This is a genomic window from Rheinheimera gaetbuli (genome assembly GCF_054781935.1).
In genome coordinates this window covers 196008-221203 of sequence record NZ_BAAGTL010000006.1, presented here as the reverse complement: position 1 = coordinate 221203, position 25196 = coordinate 196008, and the positions used below count along the sequence as shown (strand labels likewise).

The following is a 25196-nucleotide window of genomic DNA, read 5'->3' as shown; positions in this document are numbered from 1 at the left end:
GTAAAGTTAATGTTATACTGCAGGCACTTATTGCCGAGTGTCTGCAGTTATGATCCCAAAGCTTAATCCCGAACTTGCGCTGGATGCCAGCATTGTTGCTTTCAGTAAAGCCTTAGTTGCCGCTGGTTTTAGCGGTGATATTGAAACCAGCTACGGCAGCCGTTTGGCAGTGGCCACTGATAACAGCGTGTATCAGGCCCTGCCGCAAGCGGTATTGCTGCCCAAATCTACTGATGATCTGGTTATTCTTACCTCGCTGGCGCAAACCTCCAGTTTCTCGCATATCAAATTCAGCCCGCGCGGCGGTGGCACCGGCACTAACGGCCAGGCATTGACTGAGCATGTGGTGGTGGATTTATCACGCCATATGCGTAATATCCTGGAAATTAACCCTGAGCAGCGCTGGGTAAGGGTGCAGGCCGGGGTAATTAAAGACCAGCTTAATGCCTTTTTAAAGCCGTATGGCTTTTTCTTCGCGCCGGATTTATCCACCTCTAACCGCGCCACTATCGGTGGTATGGTCAATACCGATGCCTCCGGCCAGGGTTCACTGGTGTATGGCAAAACCAGTGACCACGTGCTGGCACTTAAAACTGTGCTGATAGACGGCAATATATTAAAAACGCATAAAATGGCCACCTTTGAGGCAGAGCATCGCGCTGAGCAGCCCAACAGTATCGGCCGCATTTATCGTCAGGTATTGGACAGCTGCCGACAGTACCGGCCACAAATACTGGCCAAATTCCCCCGCATGAACCGGTTTTTAACCGGCTACGATTTAGAGCATGTGTTTAACGATGATTTAACCGAGTTTGATTTATCGCGCATTATTACCGGCTCGGAAGGCTCACTGGGTTTTGTGGTTGAAGCCAAGCTGAATATTACGCCGATTGCTAAATACAAGTGTCTGGTGAATGTGAAGTACGACAGCTTTGAAAGCGCGCTGCGTAATGCACCGTTTCTGGTCGCGGCTGAGGCGACCTCTGTTGAAACCGTCGACAGCAAAGTGCTGAATTTAGCCCGCAATGATATTATCTGGCATCAGGTAAGAGACTTAATCACCGAAGTGCCCGGCATTGAAATGCAGGGGCTGAACATGGTGGAGTACAACAGTGAAAGCCAGGCTGAGATTGAGCAAAAAATTGCCGCGCTAACGGCCCGGCTGGATGGCGCAATAGCCGATAAAACCGACGGCATTATCGGCTATCAGCTGACTTATGATAACGCGGCCATCAGCAATATTTACGCCATGCGCAAAAAAGCGGTGGGCTTGTTGGGTAATACCGCCGGCCGGCAAAAGCCGATTGCCTTTGCTGAAGACACCGCGGTACCGCCGCAGAATCTGGCCGACTTTATTATGGAGTTTCGCGCACTGCTTGACAGTCATGGCTTACATTACGGCATGTTTGGCCATGTTGATGCCGGGGTGTTGCATGTGCGTCCGGCACTGGATTTATGCGATCCGGCGCAAGAGCAATTGCTACGCACTATTTCCGATCAGGTGGTGGCACTTACCGCCAAATATGGTGGCTTAATGTGGGGCGAGCATGGTAAGGGCTATCGCAGTGAATACGGTCCGGCGTTTTTTGGCGATGAACTGTTTACTGAGCTGCGTAAAATTAAGGCCGCATTCGACCCGCGCAACAGAGTAAACCCCGGTAAAATTTGTACGCCGTTTAACAGTGCCGACAGCTTAGTGTCAGTCGATGGCGTAAAACGGGCGTACTTTGACCGGCAAATTCCAGTCGCCGTTAAAGACAGCTTTGACAGTAGCTTAAATTGTAACGGCAATGGCCTGTGCTTTAACTATGAAGAAAACTCGCCAATGTGTCCGTCCAGCAAAATTACTAAAGACAGGCGCCACAGCCCGAAAGGCCGAGCCGGTTTAATGCGCGAATGGTTACGCCTAACCGAAATGCAGGGTGTCGATGTGCTGGCGCAGGAGCAGCAATTACTGCAGCAATCTGGCGGTATTAAAGGCGTGTGGCAACGCACAAAAAATACTCTGGCAAAACGGCGCGGCGAGGAGGATTTCTCGCATGAAGTGATGCAGGCGATGGAAGGCTGTCTGGCGTGTAAAGCCTGCGCTGGCCAATGTCCGGTAAAAGTAGATGTACCCTCATTTCGCTCGCGTTTTTTGCAGCTGTATCACAGCCGCTATCTGCGACCGGCAAAAGATTATATTGTTGGAAATATCGAACGCACTGCACCCTGGTTGGCTAAAGCGCCAAAGTTGGTTAATTTTGTTGTTAAACAAAAAGCTACCGCGGCGTTATTAGAAAAAACCGTCGGCTATGTTGATACGCCGCTGCTATCTGTGCCCACCTTGTCGCAACAGGTAGGAGATTTATACCGCTTTGATTTAGCGGCACTGCAGCGGTTATCCTCAGAGGACAAAGCGCGCACCGTGCTATTAGTTCAAGACCCTTTTACCAGCTTTTACGAAGCAGAGCTGGTGGCAGATGCGTTACATTTGCTGCAAAAGCTGGGCTTTAACCCGGTATTGTTACCATTTTTGCCCAATGGCAAACCGCAGCACGTAAAGGGCTTTTTACGTGAATTTGCCAAAACAGCCGCCAGCGCCGCACAGTTTTTAAATCAGCTGCAACAGCTTGGTTTTCCTATGCTGGGGCTGGATGCGTCTTTAGTGCTGGTTTATCGCGATGAATACCACAAAACATTGGGCGATAAGCGTGGAGATTTTAATGTGCAACTGCTGCATGAATGGCTGGTACAACAAAGCCTACCACAGGTCAACAATAAGGCAGAGTTTGCCTTGTTAGCGCATTGCACTGAAAAAACTGCCTTGCCGGCAACCGAACAAGCCTGGCAGCAAATATTCAATAGCGCAGGGCTAAGCTTAAAACCGGTAAGCGTGGGCTGTTGCGGTATGGCTGGCACCTATGGCCATGAAGCACAAAACCTGGACAACAGCAAAGCGCTGTTTGATATGAGCTGGCGTGCGCCGGTAGAGCAGTTTGGTACAGCGCACATTCTGGTAACCGGTTTTTCCTGTCGCAGCCAGGTAAAGCGGTTGGTTGGTGATAAGCCGAAACATCCGTTACAGGCTTTGCTGCAGCTCTTATAATGTTGATAACATATCAATAAATAACCCGGCAAACATAGCCGGGTTATTTATTGGGTAATCATTAGAAGCGGTATACGCCTTTTAAGTAGTAGTAACCTCCATTAATACCCATAGGTGAGGTTTCATAGTACTTAGCACCGAAAGCGTTATTAGGTTCACCCACTGCACTGAGATTAAGCCGCTCAGGTTTAGTATCAAAAATGTTCTGGGCGCCAACGGCTACAGAGAAGCTATCATTGATAAAGTAACTCAGTTCAGCATCAAAGGTAACTTTGGCTTTTGCATTGACTTCAGTACCCGGTGACCCCGGCGTCCCAACCCAGTCAACATGCACGCCCTGATACTCGCCATAATAGTTTGATCTCAGGAAAAAAGACCAATTATCATAGCTTTGATTCCAGGTTAAAGTAGCACGATGTTTAGGTAAATCATTCTCAAGCCGAGACACTTTATCCAAGCCAGTTATTGCCGTCGCGCTTTTTACCTTAGTGTCGGTCCAGTTATAAGCAAAGTTAAAGCTGCTGCGGCCATCCATCAAATATGTTGAGTAGCTGGCAACAAAATCAATACCTTGAGTTTTGGTGTCAAAGTCATTGGTGAAGAAGCTGACTTGTTGAATAGAGTCTACGTTCTTAACACCTGCGGCTTTAAGCGCTGCGCGGTTGGCATCTGTTAAATTGATTTTACTCGACTGACTGATACGGTCATCAACATCAATACGGTAATAATCCAGTGTCATAAAGATATCTGCACCAGAATAAACCACACCTAATGCGTAACTGGTAGATTCTTCCGGCTGCAGCTCAGAACCGCCTAGTTCCACAGAAACAGGGTTAGTAGGTGGCAACAACGCTGAATCCACTAACAAACCTGAAGAAAGGTTCGTTTGCACATTACTTACATTGGCCTGACCGACCGTCGGTGCCCTGAACCCTGTACTATGTGACGCACGTAACGCCCAATCATCGGTTAACCGATATTGTCCCGTCAGCTTGTAATTTAATGTAGAGCCAAAGGTATCATAATCTTCGAAACGTAACGCAAATCCCAGCAACAGCAATTCAGTAACCTCAGCCTCGACGTCGGAGTAGAAGGCGTAGTTTCTGCGTGATGAGGTACCTGCATCTTCAGGTTTAAAGCCAGGGAAGCCATTTGAACCGATACTGAATCCCTGATCAACAAACTCGCCTACCTGGAAAGATGCCGCATCACCAGCGACCACTTCAAATGTTTCTTCTGTCCACTGTGCACCAAAAGCGACGGTTAGATCTTCATACAACCCGGCAGGCACAAATTTAACAAAGTCAGCTGTAAAGTTTTTCTCCAGCTGAATATATTTACCGGGGTTAAATTCTGTTGGGGTATCTAAACCTAGCGATGCATTTATGGTGTTGGTCATCATGTAACTTGACTCGTTTCTACCAACAGAGCCACTGAAGTCATACATTATTCCTTCCATCCAAGTGCTCTTAAATTCACCTTTAGTACCCACAGTTAAAGAAGTGTCTGTTACATTACCGCCAAACGTTGGTGTAAAACCACCGGGAAACATCGAGAAAAAAGTGAAACAATGTGCTGGTAACGCACCAACTGCTGAGTTAACGGCATCAAATGGCAGATTGTTACCATTGCCATCGGTGAGACCTACTGTAGGACAAGCACCAGCTGAAAAGTCAGTGTTACCGATCAGTAAGGTTTCTCCGCCATCGTTAGAGAAAACGCCGCCGCGGTTATACGGGTTACGATAATAAAAACCACCTGTAACATCCCGCTCTGAGTAGTTACCAAACATGTAGGCTTCACTGTCACTGCTCAGGTCTAAACCGGCATTAACAAAAATAGTGAGATCATCTTTGATTTTAGGTGAGCCCCACACCTGAGTGATAGGTGCAATATGCGGGTTGCCACCATCAGCAAACGCCTGAGCATCTGGGCGCTGAACACTGCGGCTCGTAGGATCAACGTTTTTATACTGAAAACTGGCGTTTACGAAACCGTTATCGGTCAACGGCATACCAACATTACCGGCAAACTCGGTACTAGTGCCATCGCCTTCATAATATTCGCCATGTTTAACTTCAAAAGTACCGCCACTATCGGCGTCTTTCAGCACAAAGTTAATCACACCGGCAATGGCGTCCGAGCCGTATTGTGCCGCTGCACCGTCGCGTAAAATTTCTACTTGCTTTAAAGCTATACCGGGAATAACCGACACATCCGCACCTTGCGCACCATCATTTATACCGCCACCTAGAAAAGCGATAACTGAAGACTTATGCCGGCGTTTACCATTAGTTAAAATCAAGGTGCTGTCGGCTGACAAACCACGCAAGTTCATTGGACGAACTAAGGTTGCTGCATCGCTGATAGGGTTAGAATGCACATTTAGTGATGGTACCGTGGTAGTCATCAGATTCAGCATGTCAGTACTGCCGTTTTTGTTTAGTTCTTCACCACCGATTATATCAATAGGCACCGGCGAATCGCCGATAGAACGCGGCGCTGAGCGACTACCTACCACGGCAATTTTTTCTACCGCTTGTTCTTTTTTTGCCGTATCTGGCGTGTTTTCTTCTGCTAAAACTGTAGCGTTTAAACCCAGCGTTAATGATGCTGCCAAGGCAAATTTCACTGCGCGGGCGACGGGATGGTAATTATTATGACTTTTCATAAGTGATATTTCCTGGATTATTATTTTGATACCAGACGCTTATGTTTTTATTTTTGCGTCCAATTAACAATATGAGATAAATGCGCCGTTGTCTAACGTAGTTTTTTGTTATTTTGTCTCATAAAGTGGTAATTTTGCCAATTAAGGTACGGAAAAACAGATTGCATGCGCATGTCAGACTGTTTATAACTGCAGAAAATGCCTTAATTGAATCACACTATGCAGCTTATTCCATTAGACCCTGACAATTTTTCGGCCGTAATTGCTTTGGCAAATCAGGTGCATGGCGATAACTATCTTGATAGCGTCAGCCTGCAGCAGATGTATTTGCAAGGTATAAAGCTAGGATTGAATGCCAGCCTGGTCGCGGTTGATGAAAGCGGCGAGGTAGTGGGTTACCGGCTGAGTTTTGCCCCAGGGCAATGGCAGCGTGATGAGTGGTGTTCACCGGAACTTTGGTCAGTGTTACCTGACGATATGGCCTACTTTAAATCGGTAGCTGTTGCACCGTCTATGCGGGGCAAAGGTGTTGCTAGTGCTTTGCTCAAAGCGTCAGCTCGGATACTGGTTCTGCAAGGCGCCGGTGCTGGCCTTGCGCACATCTGGCGGGAAAGCCCGGGCAATGCTGCCGAGCGCTACTTTAGTTATGCCGGCGCAGCCTTGCTTAAGGTGCATCCACTGCGTTGGCGGCATTTGTCAGAAACAGCAGGATATATCTGCCCACTCTGTGGTTTGCTATGCAGCTGCAGTGCCGCAGAAATGGAGCTAAAGTTTAGAGATCTAAGTGATGTTTGATCCTATGGTCGACCCTGTTATTCCTGTTGAGCAGCCTTACCCTCAGTCTTATTGGGCAGCACAAACTTTGTTTACCCCTGGTCATCCCGTGTTGGCAGCAGATATCAGCACAGATGTGGTGGTGATAGGTGCCGGTTACACCGGTTTAAGCTGTGCCAGCGAATTAGCCGGCACCTTTGGCCGTGAAGTTACCGTGCTTGAAGCCAACCAAAGCGCCTGGGGCTGTAGTGGCCGCAATGCTGGTTTTGTGCTGCGAGGCACAGGGCGTTTAGGTTTGGCTCAGCTGACACAGCGCTACGGTCATGATACTGCACAGCAATTTCATCTGGAGTATGGCACCGCCCTTGAGCGTGTGCAGCATATGATAGCTGCAGCTAACATTGACTGCCAGGCACAGGCTCCGGGTTACTTAAAAGTGGCACACAATGCCGCTTTAGGTAAACAGCTGCCGCAGCAAGCGGAGTATTTACAACGTCAGTTTGGCTATCAGGTGGAATATATCAGCCCATCAGCGCTGCAGCAGCACTATATGCACAATGTTCAGGCTTTTGGTGCGATCCGTTTTCCGGATTGTTACGGCATAAACCCCCTGGCATTGGCGTTAGGCTATGCCAAATTAGCACAGCAGCAAGGTGCAGCAATTTATTCTGCTTCGCCCGTGATAGCCTGGCAACGCAATGCTAATGGTTTTGTGGTGCAAACGCCGCAGGCAACCGTGCAGTGCCGGCAGATTATTCTGGCGACTAACGCCTACAGCGCCAAACAGTTTTATGCGCCGCTAAATCGTGCCAGCCTGCCAGTGCTTAGTAGTATCATCGTAACCGAGCCGTTAACTGAAACCCAACTGGCTGAAACCGGTCTGAACCATACACAATTGGTGATGGATACCCGGGCGCTAAAATATTATTACCGCAAGTTGCCCGACAACAGGCTGTTGTTTGGCGGGCGCGGCGCGGTTTATGGGAAAGATGCAGCCAAAGCCTGTTATCCGGCCAGATTGTTATCTGCCTTACAGCAGTGTTTTCCGATGCTGCAACAGTTGCAAATAGCCCATCACTGGAGTGGCTGGGTATCTGTGTCGTTGGATGATATGCCGCGTTTGTGCCAAAGCGAGCCGGGGATATTTTACGCCGCGGGCTACTGTGGCAGCGGTGTATCTTTTAGCAGCCTGGCGGGTAAGCGCCTTGCCCAGTTGGCCAGTGGTGTCGCGTTACCACCTCTACCTATTTATCATAGTGGTTTAAAACCATTCCCATTACCGCAGTTTCGCCGTGTCGGCCAGCAAGCGTATTATCAATGGGGCCGCTTTAAAGACCGTTTTTTATAATTTAAGGATGCAGTATGAGTTTTTGGCCAGAGTTTCTGTTAATAGCAAGCGTGCATCTGATGGCCGTTGCCAGTCCGGGGCCGGATTTTGCCATTGTGCTGCGCTACGCGGTAAGGTTTGGCCGGCAGCAGGCATTGGCAGCCAGTTTAGGTATTGGTGTTGCCATCCTGTTGCATGTTACCTGGTCGTTGGTGGGGATAGCGGTATTGATACAGACGACGCCCTGGTTATTTAACGTACTTAGTCTGGCGGCAGCGGTTTATCTAGCTTATATCGGCGTGATGGCACTTCGCAGCAAAGCACCACAACATCCGGAGCAGACTATAACCGGTCATGCAGAAGAAACTATACCCTCTGCTGGTAAAGCTTTTATCGCTGGTTTTATTACCAATGGCTTAAACCCCAAAGCCACCTTGTTCTTTTTATCACTGTTTGCTGTCATTATTTCGCCAGTTACACCACTTTTTTACAAATTGATCTACGGCGTTTATATGGCGGTTGCCACCGCTGCCTGGTTTTGTGTGCTGTCTATGCTGCTAACACACACAAAGGTAAGGGCTTTTTTACTGCTCAAAGGCTATTGGTTTGACCGGCTGATGGGCCTGTTATTGTTGGCACTGGCTTTACATCTGGTTGTCAGTAGTTTTGCACCTAAACTCTGAGTATTCGTCGTAGAGCGAACGAATCAACGTATGGATGCCCTAAACCAGGCCCAACCGGCTATCAATCTATTTAGTAAAAAACCACATTAGCGCTGTGGTCTTGCCTTGTCCGTGCTGAACGTTATAATACGCGCGATTTTAATATTGCTACGGATTTACGGTCCGTCGTTGCAAGAGGTAATTTATGTACGTAGTTGCTGCTTTATACAAGTTTGTTCATTTACCCGATTATATTACGCTGCGCGATACCTTGTACGACTTTATGGTCGCTCATAAAGTTAAAGGCACCTTACTGCTGGCCGAAGAAGGCATTAACGGCACCATCTGTGGTGAGCGTGCAGGTGTAGATGCAGTCAAAGCCTGGCTTGATGCGGATGGCCGTTTTGACGGCATGAGCTACAAAGAATCTTTGTCTGATGAGTCGGCGTTTTACCGTACCAAAGTCAAACTGAAAAAAGAAATTGTTACCATGGGCGTTGAGGGTATTAACCCGGCTCATATTGTTGGTACCTATGTAAAAGGCGATGACTGGAACACGCTGATCAGCGACCCAGACACTATTCTGATCGACACCCGTAACGATTATGAAGTGGCCATTGGCACCTTTAAAAATGCGGTTAATCCCAATACCACGACTTTCCGCGAGTTTCCAAAGTGGGCAGCCGACAATTTAGATAAAACTAAGCATAAAAAAGTCGCTATGTTTTGTACTGGTGGCATCCGCTGTGAAAAATCAACCGCGTTTTTAAAAGAACAGGGCTTTGACGAGGTGTATCACCTTGACGGCGGCATTTTAAAATATCTGGAAGAAATGCCACAGGAAAATAGCTTGTGGCAGGGCGAATGTTTCGTATTTGATCAGCGGGTGGCAGTTAAACACGGCCTGGAGCAGGGCAGTTATGATCAATGCTATGCCTGTCGTATGCCGTTATCAACAGCAGAAATGGCGTCTGAGCACTATGTTAAGGGCTTAAGCTGCCCGCATTGTTATGATCAAACTACTGACGAGCAAAAAGCTGCCTTTGCTGAGCGTCAGCGTCAGGTAGAACTGGCCAAACAACGCGGAGAAAAACATATTCGCGACGGCAAATTTGAGTAAATTTGGCTGATGCCTGTCATATACCCTAAGCCAGCAATATGCTGGCTTTATTTTTACCTGCTATTTAGCCATATTGAACCATTCTTTCTATTTAATAGAACACTAACGCGCTAATAATGCGATTTTAGTTTTAGTAATTAGGGTTATCATCTGCAGCTGTTAGGAGTATTTATGCTTAAAAATTCAGAATCTCATTATGGCATTGTCAGTGTTGTGCTGCATTGGCTGGTTGCGTTTACGGTATTTGGCTTGTTTGCTGTGGGCTTCTGGATGGTAGATCTCAGCTATTACAGCCAGTGGTATCGCACAGCGCCACACTGGCATAAAAGTACAGGTATTTTACTGGTAATCGTAATGCTGGTGCGGCTGCTTTGGCGCTGGCTTAGTCCGCCGCCGCAGGCGTTAGCGACGCATCGCAGTTGGGAGAGAAAAACCTCTGCTGTAGTTCAGTTTTGTTTATATCTGGGCATTTTTGTACTGGCATTGAGCGGCTACCTTATTTCAACCGAGGATGGCCGGCCTATTGCTGTCTTCGACTGGTTTGAAGTGCCGGCATTAGGCGCATTATTTAGTAATCAAGCTGATATTGCCGGGTTGGTACACGAATATGTTGCTTATAGCCTGATAGCACTTGCAGTGCTGCATGGCTTGGCGGCTTTGAAACATCACTATATTGATAAAGACCACACGCTTAAACGTATGTTGGGGCGTAAACCTTAACCCGGAGACAACCATGAAAAAACTGTTACTGGCCGCATCACTGGCGGCGATGATGACATTACCTACACAGGCTGCTGACTATGTAATTGATACGCAGGGAGCACATGCTTTTATTCAGTTTAAAATAAGTCATTTAGGTTACAGCTGGTTATATGGCCGTTTTAACACCTTTGCCGGTGATTTTAGCTATGATGCGGCTAAACTGACTGAAGCAAAAATTCAGCTGAGTATTGATACGGCCAGTGTCGATTCTAACCATGCTGAACGTGATAAACATTTACGCAGTGCCGACTTTCTAAATGTTAGCAAACATCCCAAAGCGACCTTTGTCAGCACTAAAATTGTGCCCAAAGCAGGTGACACCTTCGATTTGCATGGCAATCTGACGTTGAACGGCGTAACTAAAGAAGTGCTAATTGCTGCAGAGAAGCTTGGTGAAGGCCAGGACCCGTGGGGCGGTTATCGTGCTGGCTTTGCCGGGACAACCACATTAACTTTGAAAGACTTCGACATTAAAATGGATCTTGGGCCCGCATCTTCTACCGTTCAATTAGATTTAACGGTAGAAGGTATTCGTAAGTGATACAACCGGCACGCAGTGTTAGGGCTGCGTGTCGTCAGTTTGTGGCGTGACGCTGAAATGTTCTTTGGATTTAAGCGCACTGAGTAAGCTGACTAAAATTAAATTAAACTCGTCATCTTCCACCTGGGCAGTGGTTAGGGCAGCTACCAGCAAGCTGGCTTCAAAACTGTCACCCGTGCGGTACATCAGCTGGGCTAAACGTAACTTTGCCCAAAGTAGGGTTTTGTTTTCGCTGTCTTGATAAAAGTCGATGTATTTTTGTAGCGCACTGATGCCAACTTCAGGCGCCTGATCAGCGATAACCGCCAATCTGCCAATGTGATACAGGGCGTTATAGCGCTCTGTCAAATCGATTGCCAGCTCGGCTGCGTCCTGGTAGGTTGAAAATGCCTGCTGATACTCTGCCAGTTCGTTTAGGATCTGTGCTTTACGTGATAACAACCTTGCAGTGGGCGGGTTCGGCATCATGCTGTTAAGCAGTGCCAGCGCTTCGGCTGGTTTTTTTTCATTTAGTAAGATACGGCTTTGTGCCAGCAAAGCCTGCGCCGGATTATCTTTTGCCAGTTCATCAGCCATTTGCTGTGCTAAGGCTTTGTCGCCACCTGCCGCAGCGGGCGCTATGCTGTAAAAATCGATAAGTGCGGCTCTGGCAGCATAGTGGTCTGGCTTTAAGCGAATTGCCTGTTGCAATAAAGCAACGCCACGGGCGGCGCGATCTTTGGCTGCAAACACATTGCCGTCACTGGCCAAACGAATTTTACTTAAGCCGGCCAGGTAGTTCAGTTCGCTGTTTTGCGGAAACTGTTCAATAGCAAAGTTAAGTAAGGTGTTGGCGTCATCCAGACGTTGTTGGGCAATCAAAGCTTTTGCATAAATGACTAACAAATCACCTTGTTTTTTATACTGCGGGTTTTGGACCAGTTGATGCTCAAGCTCGGTATATTGCGCCCTCGCCAGCAATTGCTCAAAGTCGGCGACCTGAGGTGTGCTAAGGGCAGCGCTCAACAGTAGTAACAGTGACTTCATCGAGGTCGATCTCCTTAAAGATCAGCGATAAACAGCGTTAGTGTGCGGGATTTTCTGGATGATTTCTATGCAACTATGGAATTTCAACCGTAATATCTGTCAGCGGTACACTACAGCAAGGTAAAAACTCACCCTGACGCACAAACGCCAGCGGTTCTTGTAAGTAGCGAACTTCTCCCTGTAGCAACTTACAACGGCAAGCACCGCAATAACCTTCACGGCATTGAAAATTGACCTGTAATTGCTGTTGCTCCAGGGCATTGAGCAGATTTGGCGCACTGCCGTCAAATTCAACGACAGTGACGTTATCAACAGTTACCCTGAGCATCAACAATGCGCTTAAAGATCGAAATCGCCGAAGTCGCCACCATCAACTTCATTGTCTATCTGCCCGACCAGATAAGAGCTGATTTCAGCTTCCTGCGGGGCAACCTGCACGTTATCTGACACCAACCAGGTATTGATCCACGGAATAGGGTTTTGCGTGGTAGAGAAAATGGCTTTCATACCAATAGCCTGCATTCGGCTGTTGGTAATGTATTCCACATATTGGCAGAGAATATCTTTGTTCAGGCCGATCATTGAGCCGTCTTTAAACAAGTACTCTGCCCAATCTTTTTCTTGCTCGGCCGCTTTGCGGAAAATAGCGTAAGCTTCTTCTTCACATTCTTTGGCAATCTTCGCCATGTCGGCATCGTCATCACCGGCCGCCATAATGTTCAGCATATGCTGGGTGCCGGTTAAATGCAGTGCTTCATCGCGTGCAATCAGGCGAATAATCTTGGCATTACCTTCCATCAATTCGCGTTCGGCAAAAGCAAAGCTGCAGGCAAAGCTAACGTAAAACCGGATAGCTTCCAGTACGTTTACCGACATAACGCACAAATATAAACGGCGTTTTAACTCGTACAGGCTGATGCTGTGTGTTTCGCCATTAATAGTATGTGTACCTTCACCACAACGCTGATACAGGTTTATACCGTCGATTAGGGCATCGTAATAACGTGTGACATCGTCAGCACGTTCTAAAATGCGCTCATTGAGCATAATGTCGTCGAACACTTTATGCGGCTCAGCGCTGATATTACGCACAATGTGGGTATAGCTGCGGCTGTGGATGGTTTCGCTGAAGGCCCAGGTTTCAATCCAGGTTTCCAGTTCCGGCAATGACACTATCGGTAAAAAAGCCACGTTAGGCGAGCGGCCCTGCACCGAGTCCAGCAATGTCTGGTATTTCAGATTGCTGATAAAAATGTGCTTTTCGTGCTCTGGCAGGTTTTGGTAGTCAATCCTGTCTTTACTGACATCGACTTCTTCCGGCCGCCAGAAAAAGCTTAGCTGCTTTTCAATCAGCTTTTCAAAAATGCCATACTTTTGCTGATCATAGCGCGAAACGTTCACCGGGTTTCCGAAGAACATCGGCTCTTTCATCTGGTCATTTATTTGTCGGTTAAAGGTTGTGTACGCCATTGCCACTTATCGTCCTAACAGGGATTTATTACAAAGTACGGGCTACCGCAGCAGCCCGTTTAGTTAACCATTAAATTTTACAAGCGCCGCCGGCACAGCCATCGTCTTCTGCTTCGGGCTTAATGTCATCCTGGACGTCTGACGCGCCATCACGGGTGTTGTGGTAATACATGGTTTTTACACCCAGCTTATAGGCTGACAGTAAATCCTGTAGCAGCAACTTCATTGGCACTTTACCGCCGTCAAACTTATTTGGATCATAATTGGTGTTAGCAGAAATGGTCTGGTCGATAAATTTCTGCATAATCGCCACCAGCGCGATATAACCGCTGTTGTTCGGAATATCCCATAACAGTTCGTACTGGTGTTTCAGCCGCTCGTACTCCGGTACTACCTGCTTTAAAATACCGTCTTTACTGGCTTTAACACTGATATGGCCGCGCGGTGGTTCAATACCGTTTGTGGCGTTGGAAATTTGCGACGAGGTTTCAGACGGCATTAATGCTGACAACGTAGAGTTGCGCAAACCATGGCTGAGAATATCGTTACGCAGTTGCTCCCAGTCCAGCAGCAGCGGCTCGTTACAGACTTTATCCAAGTCTTTCTTATAGCTGTCTATCGGCAATATGCCCTGAGCATAAGTCGTTTCGTTAAACTTAGGACAGGCGCCGAATTCCTGTGCCAGCTTGTTTGATGCCTTCAGCAAATAATACTGAATTGCCTCAAAAGTACGGTGGGTTAAACCGTTGGCTGAGCCGTCAGAGTATTTCACGCCGTTTTTCGCCAGATAATAGGCGTAGTTAATTACACCCACACCCAGGGTACGACGGCTGATAGACGCATGGAACGCGGCCGGAATAGGGTAGTCCTGATAATCCAGCAAGCTGTCCAGTGAGCGCACAGCCAGTTCAGCCAGCGGCTCCAACTCGCTTAAGTCTTCAATAGCACCTAAGTTAAACGCCGACAGCGTACAAAGTGCAATTTCACCTTCCGGGTCGTTGACATCGTTCATCGGTTTGGTTGGCAAGGCGATTTCCAGACACAGGTTGCTCTGGCGTACCGGCGCTAACTTCGGATTAAACGGGCTGTGGGTATTACAGTGATCGACGTTTTGCAGATAAATACGGCCGGTGCTGGCGCGTTCCTGCATAAACAGGGTAAACAGCTCCAGTGCTTTTAAGCGCTTCTTGCGAATAGTGGTATCGGCTTCGTACTTAACATACAACTGTTCAAATTTTTCCTGATCTTCAAAGAACGCATCATATAAGCCAGGTACGTCAGACGGGCTGAACAGGGTGATGTAATCATCTTTAATCAGCCGGGTGTACATGAGGCGGTTAAACTGCACACCGTAGTCTAAATGCCGTACGCGGTTTTCTTCCACGCCACGGTTGTTTTTAAGTACCAGCAGCGACTCTACTTCTAAATGCCACAGTGGGTAAAACAGTGTCGCCGCTCCGCCGCGCACACCGCCTTGCGAACAGCTTTTAACCGCCGTTTGAAAATGTTTATAAAACGGAATACAGCCGGTGTGAAACGCTTCGCCGTTGCGAATAGGGCTGCCCAGCGCGCGGATGCGGCCTGCGTTAATGCCGATACCGGCACGCTGGCTAACGTATTTTACAATAGCACTGGAGGTGGCATTGATTGAATCCAGGCTGTCACCACATTCAATCAGTACACAAGAGCTGAACTGGCGGGTAGGGGTGCGCACGCCGGACATAATCGGTGTCGGCAATGATAGCTTAAACAAGGAGCAGGCGTCATAAAAACGCCGCACATAATCTAACCGCGTGGCTTTAGGATAGTTAGCAAACAAACAGGCGGCTACCAGCATATACAGGAACTGCGCGCTCTCGTATATTTCGCCGCTGACACGGTTTTGCACCAGATATTTGCCTTCCAGCTGTTTAACGGCAGCATAGCTAAAGTTTAAATCGCGGCTATGGTCGATAAAACTGTTCATTTGCTCCAGCTCGTCACGGCTGTAATCGGCCAGAATGTGCTGGTCATAGCGTTTGGCTTCAACCATTTTCACTACCTGATCATACAGGTGTGGCGGTTCAAATTGACCATAGGCCTTTTTGCGTAAATGGAATACCGCTAGGCGCGCAGCAAGGTACTGATAATCTGGTGTGTCTTTTGAAATTAAATCTGCAGCTGCTTTAATGATGGTCTCGTGAATATCTTCACTTTTTATACCATCGTAAAACTGAATATGAGATTTCAGCTCAACCTGAGATACCGATACATTGGATAAACCTTCGGCGGCCCAGGTAATAACACGGTGAATTTTATCCAAATCCAGAGGTTCACGCCGGCCATCCCGTTTAGTAACAAAAAGAGCTTGAGTCATTGCTGCAGATTTCCATTTCGGTTGTTGTGCATGGTGTTGTTCAGCCATGTAGCGCACGGCCATAATACCAGCAGCTATTGTTGCTTAATTACACAACATATAGGTGCTTTTGAGAAAGTAATCACAAGATAGTGTGGATCTGGACTTTTTGCAAGGCTTGACAATAGCGAAAAAGAGACGCTGAAAAGATGCGTTAGTAGCTGCTAACCGCGTCGCTAGTGTGCAAAGATGCACGCCAGCGACGCAAGCTTTTTTTTGCAAAAAAATTATTTATTCTATCAATATTTTTTTTATATCACATCGCTATTTAAGTGCAGATAAAACCAGCATGTAACCAATATTGATAACGCTTGACGCTAGCACTTAATATCATCAATACGGCAAGCTAAGCACTCAAAGCGGTTTGCGGGCAACGACAATATAATTTACGTCCAGGCCAGGCCCTGTTTTAAAGCTTTCATTCAGCGGATTAAAATGCAAACCGGTAGCATCGACCAGCTCTAACCCTGCGTGCTCAAGAAAACGCATTAGCTGCGAGGGACGGATAAATTTACTGAACTCGTGTGTACCTTTGGGCACCAGTTTCAGCACGTGCTCGGCACCAACGATAGCCAGCAGATAAGCTTTCCAGGTTTTATTCAGTGTAGAAAAAAACAATGTGGCACCAGGTTTAGCTAAATCAGCGCAGGCCTGTATTACCGACATGGGATCTGGCACGTGCTCTAGCATTTCCATGCAGGTAACTACATCAAAACTGCCAGGATATTCGCCAGCATAGTGCTCTGCTGTGGCTTGTTGGTAGTCAACCTCAACGCCAGCTTCCAGTGCATGCAGACGTGCGACATTTAAAGCGTCACCAGCCATATCCAAAGCGGTTACCTCAGCACCACAACGGGCCATGCTCTCGGCTAAAATACCACCGCCACAACCAATGTCGATAACGCTTTTACCGAATAACCCTTGTAATTCATCATTAATATAAGTCAGCCGAACCGGATTAAGCAGGTGTAAAGGTTTAAATTCACCTGAGGGATCCCACCAGCGTGAGGCAATATCATTAAATTTGGCGATCTCTGTGTGATCAACGTTATTGTCTAATGTCATAGTTGCTGCTCTGTCGTTTTTGCGCATTATAAAGCCTGGATCTGCCAGAGCAATGCTGCTGCGTAATTTGCTAAGCATTTGGGGCATGGCAAGCGGCATTTTCTGTGATAGAATCCCGCGTTGTCTCGCGCTTTATAACATCGACAAATGCGAGTTATCTATCTGATTTTAAGGGAAATTAGCGTTTTATGACAGATCTGGCCAGAGAAATAGTTCCTATAAATATCGAAGACGAATTAAAAAATTCGTACCTCGATTACGCCATGAGCGTTATTGTTGGCCGCGCCTTACCGGACGTAAGGGATGGTTTAAAGCCGGTACACCGTCGCGTGCTGTTTGCGATGAAGGAACTGGGCAACGACTGGAACAAAGCCTACAAAAAATCTGCCCGTGTGGTAGGTGATGTTATCGGTAAATACCACCCGCATGGCGACAGCGCAGTGTATGACACTATAGTTCGTATGGCTCAGCCGTTTTCGCTGCGTTACATGCTGGTAGATGGCCAGGGTAACTTTGGTTCTATCGACGGCGATTCGGCAGCAGCAATGCGTTATACCGAAGTGCGCATGGCGCGTATTGCTCACGAGTTATTAGCCGACCTGGATAAAGAAACCGTTGATTTTGTGCCTAACTATGACGGCACTGAACAAATTCCGGCTGTCATGCCAACCAAGCTTCCTAATTTACTGATTAACGGCTCCAGCGGTATTGCTGTAGGTATGGCAACTAATATCCCGCCACATAACTTAACTGAAGTTATCGACGGTTGCTTAGCCTTAATTGCTAACCCGGATATCGAGCTACACGAGCTGATGCAGTATATCCCGGGCCCGGATTTCCCGACTGCTGCTATTATTAACGGCCGAAAAGGCATTGAAGAAGCCTACCGTACCGGTCGTGGCAAGGTGTATATCCGCGCTAAAACTGTGGTAGAAACCGACGAGAAAACCGGCCGTGAAGCCATTATCGTCAACGAAATTCCGTATCAGGTTAACAAAGCTCGTTTAATTGAAAAAATTGCCGAGCTGGTAAAAGAAAAGCGTATCGAAGGTATTTCGGCGCTGCGCGATGAGTCTGATAAAGACGGTATGCGTATTGTTATTGAGCTTAAACGTGGTGAGTCTACAGATGTAATGCTAAACCAGTTGTATACCAACACTCAGATGCAAACGGTGTTTGGTATTAATATGGTGGCGTTAGATCAAGGCCAACCTAAATTACTTAGTTTAAAAGAAATGCTGCAGTGTTTTGTACTGCACCGCCGTGAAGTGGTAACCCGGCGTACCGTGTATGACTTACGCAAAGCCCGCGACCGTGCCCATATTCTTGAAGGCTTAGCCATAGCGCTGGCCAACATTGATGAAATCATTGAACTGATTAAGCAATCTGCCAGCCCGGCAGAAGCCAAAGCCGGCTTAGTTGAACGTGGTTGGAAGTTAGGTGATGTAAGTGCCATGTTAGAACGTGCCGGTAAAGATGCCGCACGGCCGGAATGGTTAGAAGAGCACTTTGGTATTCGCGATGGCATGTATTTCCTCACCGAACAACAAGCTCAGGCGATTTTGGATTTACGGTTACATAAGCTGACAGGGCTTGAGCACGAGAAAATTCTCGATGAATACAAGCAACTGTTAGAACTGATAGCTGAGTTACTGCATATTCTGGGTAGCCCGGAGCGCTTAATGGAAGTGATCTGCGAAGAATTAGAAGCCATTAAAGCCCAATACGCCGATGCGCGGCGCACTGATATCCAGGACAATATGCTGGATATCAATATGGAAGATTTGATCACTGAAGAAGATGTAGTCGTTACCTTATCGCACTTGGGCTATGCCAAATATCAGCCGTTATCTGATTACGAAGCACAGCGCCGTGGCGGTAAAGGTAAAGCGGCGACTACGGTAAAAGATGAAGACTTCGTCGATAAACTGTTAGTGGCTAGTACCCACGACACTATTTTGTGTTTCTCTAACCGTGGTCGTCTGTACTGGATGAAGGTATATCAGTTACCTCTTGCCAGCCGCACGGCGCGTGGTAAACCAATTATTAACTTACTGCCGCTGGAAGAAGGCGAACGTATTAACGCAATTTTGCCGGTACGTGAGTATGAAGCAGATAAATACGTGTTTATGGCGACTGCCAACGGTACTGTAAAGAAAACCTCATTGGTCGAATACTCGCGGCCGCGTTCAAATGGCATTATTGCCGTTAACCTTAACGATGGTGACCGGTTAATCGGTGTGGGTATTACCGACGGCAATAACGAAATCATGTTGTTCTCTGATGACGGTAAAGTGGTGCGTTTCACTGAAGATCAGGTCCGTGGCATGGGCCGCACTGCTACCGGTGTACGCGGCATTAAACTGCGCGAAGGTGGCTCGGTAGTGTCGCTAATTATACCAAACGGTGATGGCCCGGTGCTTACAGTCACTGAAAACGGCTACGGTAAACGCACTTCGCTAACCGAATATCCGGCGAAGAGCCGTGCTACCCAGGGCGTGGTATCGATTAAGGTATCAGAGCGTAATGGCCTGGTGGTGGGGGCTGTACAGGTGAACGAGTTGGATGAAATTATGATGATTTCCAATAAGGGCACTCTGGTACGTACCCGCGTTAATGAGGTATCGGAAGTTGGCCGTAATACCCAGGGCGTGATCCTGATCCGCACCGCCGACAACGAGAAAGTCGTTGGCGTGGCTAAGGTGGATGAAATCCAGGATGCGGAAGAGTTAGCAGCAGCCGAGGCAGAAAAAGCCGCCAGCACTGTACTGACAGATACCCAATTAGCCCAGGATGAAGCAGAGTAACACCAAAGACAAAACGGGCGCTTATGCGCTCGTTTTGCTTTTTATCAGCACCAGGTTAATAGCATAAGATCGGCACTAAGCCGGCAGCAGTAATACAACCAAGCCAGTTGAATAGACGTGCTAAATCAGGAGCAAGTAGTAAAGATGACCACTTTTAATTTTTGTGCCGGCCCGGCAATGTTACCGACAGAAGTAATGCAGCAGGCACAACAGGAATTTATTAACTGGCAACAACATGGCTGTTCAGTAATGGAAATGAGCCATCGCAGCAAGCCGTTTATCCGCGTCGCCGCTGAAGCAGAGCAAGACTTACGTGATTTACTCGATATTCCGGCTAACTATAAAGTGCTGTTTATGCATGGTGGTGGCCGTGGCCAGTTCTCGGCTGTGCCACTTAATCTGTTAAAAACCGGTAAGCGTGCTGATTATATTGTCTCCGGCGCCTGGGCTAAATCAGCGGTGGAAGAAGCAGTAAAATACGGTGATATTAAGGCGCAGGATATCCGGCTAAAAAGCGTCGCGGGTATCCGTTCGCTGGTTGCACCTACTGATTGGCAGCTAACCCAAGACGCTGCCTATGTGCACTGCTGTCCCAACGAAACCGTTGATGGTATGGAGTTTACCGCTTTACCGGACACTAAAAGCCCAATCGTCGCCGACTTGTCCTCCACAATTTTATCCAGGCCAATTGATGTCAGCCGCTACGGGGTGATTTATGCCGGCGCACAGAAAAATATTGGCCCGTCTGGTTTAACCCTGGCCATAGTGCGAGAAGATTTATTACCGGCGAAGGATGCGCGTATTCCATCGGTATTGGATTACCGTTTAGCCGCAGAAAACGACAGTATGTTTAATACGCCACCTACCTTTGCCTGGTATCTGGCCGGGCTGGTATTTAAATGGTTAAAACAGCAGGGCGGCGTTACCGCAATGGCTACGCGTAACCAAGCTAAAGCTGGTTTACTATATGATTATATTGATAAAAGTGATTTCTACAGCAACGACGTTGATAAACAATATCGCTCGTGGATGAATGTACCGTTTTTCTTAGGTGACGAGCGCTTAAACGACATGTTTGTTGACCAGGCTGAGGCTCATGGCTTGCTGGCGTTAAAGGGCCATCGTATGGTCGGCGGTATGCGAGCCAGCATTTACAACGCCATGCCGATAGAGGGTGTACAAACGCTGGTGAGTTTTATGCAGGAATTTGAGCGGGTACACGGATGAAAACTTTAACCTTAAACCCTATTGCTAAAGTCGCCGGTGAAGTGCATTTGCCGGGTTCAAAAAGTATTTCCAACCGTGTATTGCTGTTGGCAGCGCTGGCAGAAGGTACCACGCACATCACCAACTTGCTTGATAGCGATGATATTAAACATATGCTCAACGCGTTAACGGCGCTGGGCATCAGCTATAAGTTGTCTGATTGTCGCACCAAGTGCGACGTGCAGGGCACTGGCGGTTTATTTAACCATCCCCAGGCGTTGACCCTGTTTCTCGGCAATGCCGGTACCGCAATGCGTCCGCTTACTGCCGCACTGGCCGCATCTAATGTCGATGTTACGCTAAACGGCGAGCCACGCATGTATGAGCGGCCCATCGGCCACTTGGTTGACGCATTACGCCAATGGCAGGCAGATATTCGTTACATTGGCAGTGAAGATTTTCCGCCATTACAGATTAACGGCAAACCACTGCAGGGCGGCAGCATGCAGATAGACGGCAGTATTTCCAGCCAGTTCTTAACTGCTGTGTTAATGGTGGCGCCGCTGCTTGCTGATGACAGCGAAATACACATTAGCGGTGAGCTGGTATCCAAGCCCTATGTTGATATTACACTTGCGCTTATGCAGCGTTTCGGCGTTACGGTGCAAAACCATGACTATAAGCGTTTTAGCATTAAGGGCAGCCAGACTTATCGCTCGCCGGGCCACTGGCTGGTAGAGGGCGATGCGTCGTCCGCATCCTACTTTTTGGCCGCTGCAGCCATTAAAGGCGGCAGTATAAAGGTCACTGGTATTGGTAAACACGCAGTACAGGGCGATATCCATTTTGCTGATGCGCTCGAGGCGATGGGTGCTGAGGTGGACTGGGGTGACGACTACATTATGGTTACGCGCAACCAGCTGAATGGTATAGACCGCGATTACAATGCCATTCCTGATGCTGCCATGACTATCGCCACCACAGCGTTATTTGCCAACGGGCCTACGGTTATCCGCAATGTATATAACTGGCGGGTAAAAGAAACCGACCGCTTAGCGGCTATGGCGACAGAGCTGAGAAAGGTCGGTGCTGAAGTAGAAGAAGGGCACGACTACCTTAAAGTGACACCACCGGGCACGCTTAAACATGCCAGTATTGCCACTTACAATGATCATCGCATGGCGATGTGTTTCTCGCTGGTAGCACTGAGTGATACTGCAGTTACCATTGAAGACCCGGATTGCACCGCGAAAACCTTTCCCGATTACTTTACCACCTTTGCCCGTTTAGCCTGTTAAAAGCTTTATGGTGTAGACGCACAGCCGTCTGGCTGTGCGCTTTTACTGCAGTTTATCCGAATTAAAGCCAGTTTTTGTCGCAAAAGTCTGTATAATAGCGCCGATTTTTATCCGATAAACCAGCAGTTATTAAGGGGGGTAGGATGCCACACTCTGCAGCAGTAATTACCATTGATGGTCCAGGAGGCTCTGGCAAAGGCACTATTTGTCGTTTGCTGGCCCAACGCTTGGGCTGGCAATTACTCGATAGTGGCGCCATCTACCGCGTTTTGGCACTGGCAGCAATGCATCACCATATCGCCAGCGATGATGAAGAAGCGTTGCAACCACTTGCAGCGCACCTGGATGTGCAGTTTGGTAGTGATGATCAAGGCAACATGCGCATTACGCTGGAAGGTGAAAACGTAACGCATACTATACGCACTCAAGAAGTTGCTGATGTAGCATCAAAAATTGCGTCTCTGCCACGGGTGCGTGAAGCCTTGCTGCGCCGGCAACGTGCCTTCGCTGAGGCTCCTGGCCTGGTAGCTGATGGTCGCGATATGGGTACGGTCGTGTTTCCTCAGGCTGAAGTTAAAATATTTTTAACCGCTACGCCGGAAGAGCGCGCCAGACGGCGCTTTTTAGAGTTGAAAGAAAAGGGCTTTGATGTTAATATCGGCGACCTTTTGAGCGAAATCCAGGCCAGAGACGAGCGCGATATTAACCGCGCCACCGCGCCGCTAAAACCAGCTGCCGACGCCTATATGCTGGATTCGACCAATAAAACTATTGAACAAGTGTTGGAAGAGGTACTGAACTACGCCGGTATGAAATTACCTGCTGTAGTGTGAACCAGGCCAAAACCGCATTTTGGACAGCCTGTTAAACGGATTTAAACAGGTAAATTTAGCAACCCCATACGAACATGATGTTCTGTGGCGCACTTAACTGAAAAAGTGAATATGACTGAAAATTTTGCACAATTATTTGAGGAAAGCCTCAAGTCGATCGAAACCCGTCCGGGTGCCATTGTTAAAGGTACTGTTGTAGCCGTTCTGAAAGACGTTGTTATGGTTGACGCCGGTCTGAAATCAGAAGCCGCTATTCCGGTTGAGCAGTTCAAAAATCTGAGCGGCGAAATCGAAGTAAGCGTTGGCGACATCATTGACGTTGCTTTAGATGCGATTGAAGACGGTTTCGGTGAAACTCTGTTATCTCGCGAAAAAGCCAAACGTCACGAAGCCTGGGTACGCCTGGAAAAAGCATGTGAAGACAAAGAAACTGTTATCGGTGTTATCACTGGTAAAGTTAAAGGTGGTTTCACAGTTGAAGTTGACGGTATTCGTGCATTCCTGCCTGGTTCATTAGTAGACGTACGTCCGGTGCGTGACACATTGCACCTGGAAAACAAAGAACTTGAGTTCAAAGTTATCAAGCTGGATCAGAAGCGTAACAACGTGGTGGTATCACGTCGTGCGGTTATTGAATCAGAAAGCAGCCATGAACGTGACCAGTTGTTAGAAACACTGGAAGAAGGCATGGAAGTTAAAGGTATCGTTAAGAACCTGACTGACTATGGTGCATTCGTAGACTTAGGTGGCGTAGACGGTTTACTGCATATCACTGATATGGCATGGAAACGCGTTAAGCACCCAAGCGAAATCGTTAATGTTGGCGACGAGATTCCAGTAAAAGTACTGAAATTCGACCGCGAAAAGCAGCGCGTTTCTTTAGGCCTGAAACAGATGGGCGAAGATCCGTGGGCCGCTATCGCTTCACGTTACCCAGAAGGTGCTCGCATCACTGGTCGCGTAACTAACCTGACTGATTACGGCTGTTTCGTTGAAATCGAAGAAGGCGTTGAAGGCTTAGTACACGTGTCAGAAATGGACTGGACTAACAAGAACATCCACCCATCTAAAGTGGTTAACTTAGGTGACTCTGTGGAAGTTATGGTGCTGGAAATTGACGAAGAACGTCGTCGTATTTCTTTAGGCCTGAAACAGTGTAAAGCCAACCCATGGGAAGAGTTCGCTAAGGGCTTCAATAAGGGTGATCGTGTAAGCGGTAAGATCAAGTCAATCACTGACTTCGGTATCTTCATCGGGTTGGACGGCGGCATCGATGGTCTGGTTCACTTATCAGACATCAGCTGGAACGCTACTGGCGAAGAAGCGGTTCGAGACTTCAAAAAAGGCGACGAAGTACACGCAGTTGTGTTACAAGTTGACCCAGAGCGCGAGCGTATTTCTTTAGGTATCAAGCAACTGGATGAAGATCCGTTCAATGGTTACCTTGCTGACAACAAAAAAGGTGCTATCGTTAAAGGTGAAGTAACTGCCGTTGACGCTAAAGGCGCTACTGTAATGTTAGAAGGTGCCGTAGAAGGTTATGTTCGCGTTTCTGATATCTCGCGTGAGCGTATTGAAGATGCCACTACAGTACTTAAAGTAGGCGAAGAAGTTGAAGCTCGTTTAATGGGTGTGGACCGCAAGAACCGCGTAATCAGCCTGTCAATCAAAGCTAAGTTCGAAGCTGAAGAAAAAGAAGCTATGGATACTATCAACAGCAAGCAACAAGAAGCTGATTTTGGTGGTAACGCTATGGCAGAAGCATTTAAAGCTGCTCAGAAGCAGGATTAATTGCTGACAAAGCAGGGGGCAACTGCCTCCTGCTTTATTCATTAGCAGGTTTGCCGGAGGGTCTATGACAAAGTCTGAATTAATTGAAAAATTAGCTACTGATTTCCCCCATATTCAGGTCAAGGATGTTGAAGCTTCAGTTAAAGAAATCCTCGAGCAGATGGCACAGTCTCTGGCTTCTAACGAACGCATAGAGATCCGTGGCTTTGGCAGTTTTTCACTGCATTACCGTGCACCACGCGTTGGTCGTAATCCTAAAACCGGCGATAAAGTGGAGCTGGACGGTAAGTATGTACCGCATTTCAAACCGGGCAAAGAGTTACGTGACCGGGTAAAAGATAACACCTGATCCTCAAGCCA

At 47.7% G+C, this 25196-nt stretch carries 19 protein-coding genes; 13 read left to right on the top strand and 6 right to left on the bottom strand.

The genetic code is table 11. The features are described 5' to 3' along the window. The first annotated feature begins 37 nt into the window (after positions 1–37). Positions 38–3088 (top strand): D-2-hydroxyglutarate dehydrogenase YdiJ, encoded by a 3051-nt coding sequence (ydiJ, locus tag ACYVIC_RS05970; protein WP_460858159.1) that lies wholly within the window; start codon positions 38–40, stop codon positions 3086–3088. Between the two features lie 61 nt (positions 3089–3149). Here the strand turns inward: ydiJ and ACYVIC_RS05965 are convergent, their stop codons facing one another. Beyond that, positions 3150–5759: a TonB-dependent receptor plug domain-containing protein gene (locus ACYVIC_RS05965; protein ID WP_460858157.1), complete on the bottom strand. Its 2610-nt coding sequence runs from the start codon at positions 5757–5759 to the stop codon at positions 3150–3152. 219 nt (positions 5760–5978) lie between these two features. On the opposite strand from ACYVIC_RS05965, the gene ACYVIC_RS05960 reads away from it, so the two are divergent. The 6 genes from ACYVIC_RS05960 to ACYVIC_RS05935 all read left to right on the top strand — a co-directional run bounded on the left by ACYVIC_RS05960 (position 5979) and on the right by ACYVIC_RS05935 (position 10945). Beyond that, positions 5979–6554 (top strand): GNAT family N-acetyltransferase, encoded by a 576-nt coding sequence (locus ACYVIC_RS05960; protein WP_460858156.1) that lies wholly within the window; start codon positions 5979–5981, stop codon positions 6552–6554. Continuing rightward, positions 6547–7881 (top strand): NAD(P)/FAD-dependent oxidoreductase, encoded by a 1335-nt coding sequence (locus tag ACYVIC_RS05955; protein ID WP_460858385.1) that lies wholly within the window; start codon positions 6547–6549, stop codon positions 7879–7881. The genes ACYVIC_RS05960 and ACYVIC_RS05955 overlap by 8 nt, the downstream gene beginning before the upstream one ends. Before the next feature lie 14 nt (positions 7882–7895). Further along, positions 7896–8543: a LysE family translocator gene (locus ACYVIC_RS05950; RefSeq protein ID WP_460858154.1), complete on the top strand. Its 648-nt coding sequence runs from the start codon at positions 7896–7898 to the stop codon at positions 8541–8543. A 184-nt stretch (positions 8544–8727) separates the two neighbouring features. Continuing rightward, positions 8728–9642 (top strand): oxygen-dependent tRNA uridine(34) hydroxylase TrhO, encoded by a 915-nt coding sequence (trhO, locus tag ACYVIC_RS05945; RefSeq protein WP_460858153.1) that lies wholly within the window; start codon positions 8728–8730, stop codon positions 9640–9642. Positions 9643–9813: 171 nt separating this feature from the next. After that, on the top strand, positions 9814–10362 hold the full coding sequence (locus ACYVIC_RS05940) for a cytochrome b (protein ID WP_460858151.1): 549 nt from the start codon (positions 9814–9816) through the stop codon (positions 10360–10362). 13 nt (positions 10363–10375) lie between these two features. After that, positions 10376–10945: a YceI family protein gene (locus ACYVIC_RS05935; RefSeq protein WP_460858149.1), complete on the top strand. Its 570-nt coding sequence runs from the start codon at positions 10376–10378 to the stop codon at positions 10943–10945. 18 nt (positions 10946–10963) lie between these two features. On the opposite strand, the gene ACYVIC_RS05930 is transcribed toward ACYVIC_RS05935, so the two are convergent. From ACYVIC_RS05930 to ubiG, 5 genes are all read right to left on the bottom strand, one after another. Then, the gene (locus tag ACYVIC_RS05930) at positions 10964–11971 is read right to left on the bottom strand and encodes a tetratricopeptide repeat protein (protein ID WP_460858148.1); all 1008 of its coding nucleotides are present in this window, start codon (positions 11969–11971) and stop codon (positions 10964–10966) included. Between the two features lie 73 nt (positions 11972–12044). Further along, complete coding sequence (gene yfaE / locus ACYVIC_RS05925) at positions 12045–12299, bottom strand: class I ribonucleotide reductase maintenance protein YfaE (RefSeq protein WP_460858146.1); 255 nt, start codon at positions 12297–12299, stop codon at positions 12045–12047. An 11-nt stretch (positions 12300–12310) separates the two neighbouring features. Then, positions 12311–13441 carry a class Ia ribonucleoside-diphosphate reductase subunit beta gene (gene nrdB, locus ACYVIC_RS05920; protein ID WP_460858145.1) on the bottom strand — a complete coding sequence of 377 codons (1131 nt, stop codon included), beginning with the start codon at positions 13439–13441 and terminating at the stop codon, positions 12311–12313. Between the two features lie 70 nt (positions 13442–13511). Next, positions 13512–15797: a class 1a ribonucleoside-diphosphate reductase subunit alpha gene (nrdA, locus tag ACYVIC_RS05915; RefSeq protein ID WP_460858143.1), complete on the bottom strand. Its 2286-nt coding sequence runs from the start codon at positions 15795–15797 to the stop codon at positions 13512–13514. Between the two features lie 393 nt (positions 15798–16190). After that, positions 16191–16901 (bottom strand): bifunctional 2-polyprenyl-6-hydroxyphenol methylase/3-demethylubiquinol 3-O-methyltransferase UbiG, encoded by a 711-nt coding sequence (ubiG, locus tag ACYVIC_RS05910; RefSeq protein WP_460858142.1) that lies wholly within the window; start codon positions 16899–16901, stop codon positions 16191–16193. A gap of 188 nt (positions 16902–17089) precedes the next feature. Between ubiG and gyrA the strand changes: the two genes are divergently transcribed. The 6 genes from gyrA to ihfB all read left to right on the top strand — a co-directional run bounded on the left by gyrA (position 17090) and on the right by ihfB (position 25185). Next, on the top strand, positions 17090–19708 hold the full coding sequence (gene gyrA / locus ACYVIC_RS05905) for a DNA topoisomerase (ATP-hydrolyzing) subunit A (protein ID WP_460858140.1): 2619 nt from the start codon (positions 17090–17092) through the stop codon (positions 19706–19708). Positions 19709–19852: 144 nt separating this feature from the next. Next, on the top strand, positions 19853–20935 hold the full coding sequence (gene serC, locus ACYVIC_RS05900; RefSeq protein WP_460858138.1) for a 3-phosphoserine/phosphohydroxythreonine transaminase: 1083 nt from the start codon (positions 19853–19855) through the stop codon (positions 20933–20935). Further along, the gene (aroA, locus tag ACYVIC_RS05895; RefSeq protein WP_460858137.1) at positions 20932–22212 is read left to right on the top strand and encodes a 3-phosphoshikimate 1-carboxyvinyltransferase; all 1281 of its coding nucleotides are present in this window, start codon (positions 20932–20934) and stop codon (positions 22210–22212) included. Before serC ends, aroA begins: the two co-directional genes overlap by 4 nt. Before the next feature lie 143 nt (positions 22213–22355). Next, positions 22356–23045, top strand: coding sequence for a (d)CMP kinase (cmk, locus tag ACYVIC_RS05890; protein WP_460858135.1), 690 nt, complete (start codon positions 22356–22358; stop codon positions 23043–23045). A gap of 111 nt (positions 23046–23156) precedes the next feature. Next, positions 23157–24836: a 30S ribosomal protein S1 gene (gene rpsA, locus ACYVIC_RS05885; RefSeq protein ID WP_460858384.1), complete on the top strand. Its 1680-nt coding sequence runs from the start codon at positions 23157–23159 to the stop codon at positions 24834–24836. A gap of 40 nt (positions 24837–24876) precedes the next feature. Then, complete coding sequence (gene ihfB / locus ACYVIC_RS05880; protein ID WP_460858382.1) at positions 24877–25185, top strand: integration host factor subunit beta; 309 nt, start codon at positions 24877–24879, stop codon at positions 25183–25185. Positions 25186–25196 lie beyond the last annotated feature (11 nt).

What these genes read in the sequence shown, in the direction of transcription:
- gyrA (WP_460858140.1), top strand. Translation starts at nt 17,090, where the DNA reads ATGACAGATCTGGCCAGAGAAATAGTTCCTATAAATATCGAAGACGAA.
- ACYVIC_RS05960 (WP_460858156.1), top strand. Translation starts at nt 5,979, where the DNA reads ATGCAGCTTATTCCATTAGACCCTGACAATTTTTCGGCCGTAATTGCT.
- trhO (WP_460858153.1), top strand. Translation starts at nt 8,728, where the DNA reads ATGTACGTAGTTGCTGCTTTATACAAGTTTGTTCATTTACCCGATTAT.
- cmk (WP_460858135.1), top strand. Translation starts at nt 22,356, where the DNA reads ATGCCACACTCTGCAGCAGTAATTACCATTGATGGTCCAGGAGGCTCT.
- ACYVIC_RS05950 (WP_460858154.1), top strand. Translation starts at nt 7,896, where the DNA reads ATGAGTTTTTGGCCAGAGTTTCTGTTAATAGCAAGCGTGCATCTGATG.
- ACYVIC_RS05935 (WP_460858149.1), top strand. Translation starts at nt 10,376, where the DNA reads ATGAAAAAACTGTTACTGGCCGCATCACTGGCGGCGATGATGACATTA.
- rpsA (WP_460858384.1), top strand. Translation starts at nt 23,157, where the DNA reads ATGACTGAAAATTTTGCACAATTATTTGAGGAAAGCCTCAAGTCGATC.
- ubiG (WP_460858142.1), bottom strand. Translation starts at nt 16,901, where the DNA reads ATGACATTAGACAATAACGTTGATCACACAGAGATCGCCAAATTTAAT.
- serC (WP_460858138.1), top strand. Translation starts at nt 19,853, where the DNA reads ATGACCACTTTTAATTTTTGTGCCGGCCCGGCAATGTTACCGACAGAA.
- ACYVIC_RS05965 (WP_460858157.1), bottom strand. Translation starts at nt 5,759, where the DNA reads ATGAAAAGTCATAATAATTACCATCCCGTCGCCCGCGCAGTGAAATTT.
- aroA (WP_460858137.1), top strand. Translation starts at nt 20,932, where the DNA reads ATGAAAACTTTAACCTTAAACCCTATTGCTAAAGTCGCCGGTGAAGTG.
- ACYVIC_RS05940 (WP_460858151.1), top strand. Translation starts at nt 9,814, where the DNA reads ATGCTTAAAAATTCAGAATCTCATTATGGCATTGTCAGTGTTGTGCTG.
- ACYVIC_RS05930 (WP_460858148.1), bottom strand. Translation starts at nt 11,971, where the DNA reads ATGAAGTCACTGTTACTACTGTTGAGCGCTGCCCTTAGCACACCTCAG.
- nrdA (WP_460858143.1), bottom strand. Translation starts at nt 15,797, where the DNA reads ATGACTCAAGCTCTTTTTGTTACTAAACGGGATGGCCGGCGTGAACCT.
- nrdB (WP_460858145.1), bottom strand. Translation starts at nt 13,441, where the DNA reads ATGGCGTACACAACCTTTAACCGACAAATAAATGACCAGATGAAAGAG.
- yfaE (WP_460858146.1), bottom strand. Translation starts at nt 12,299, where the DNA reads ATGCTCAGGGTAACTGTTGATAACGTCACTGTCGTTGAATTTGACGGC.
- ACYVIC_RS05955 (WP_460858385.1), top strand. Translation starts at nt 6,547, where the DNA reads ATGTTTGATCCTATGGTCGACCCTGTTATTCCTGTTGAGCAGCCTTAC.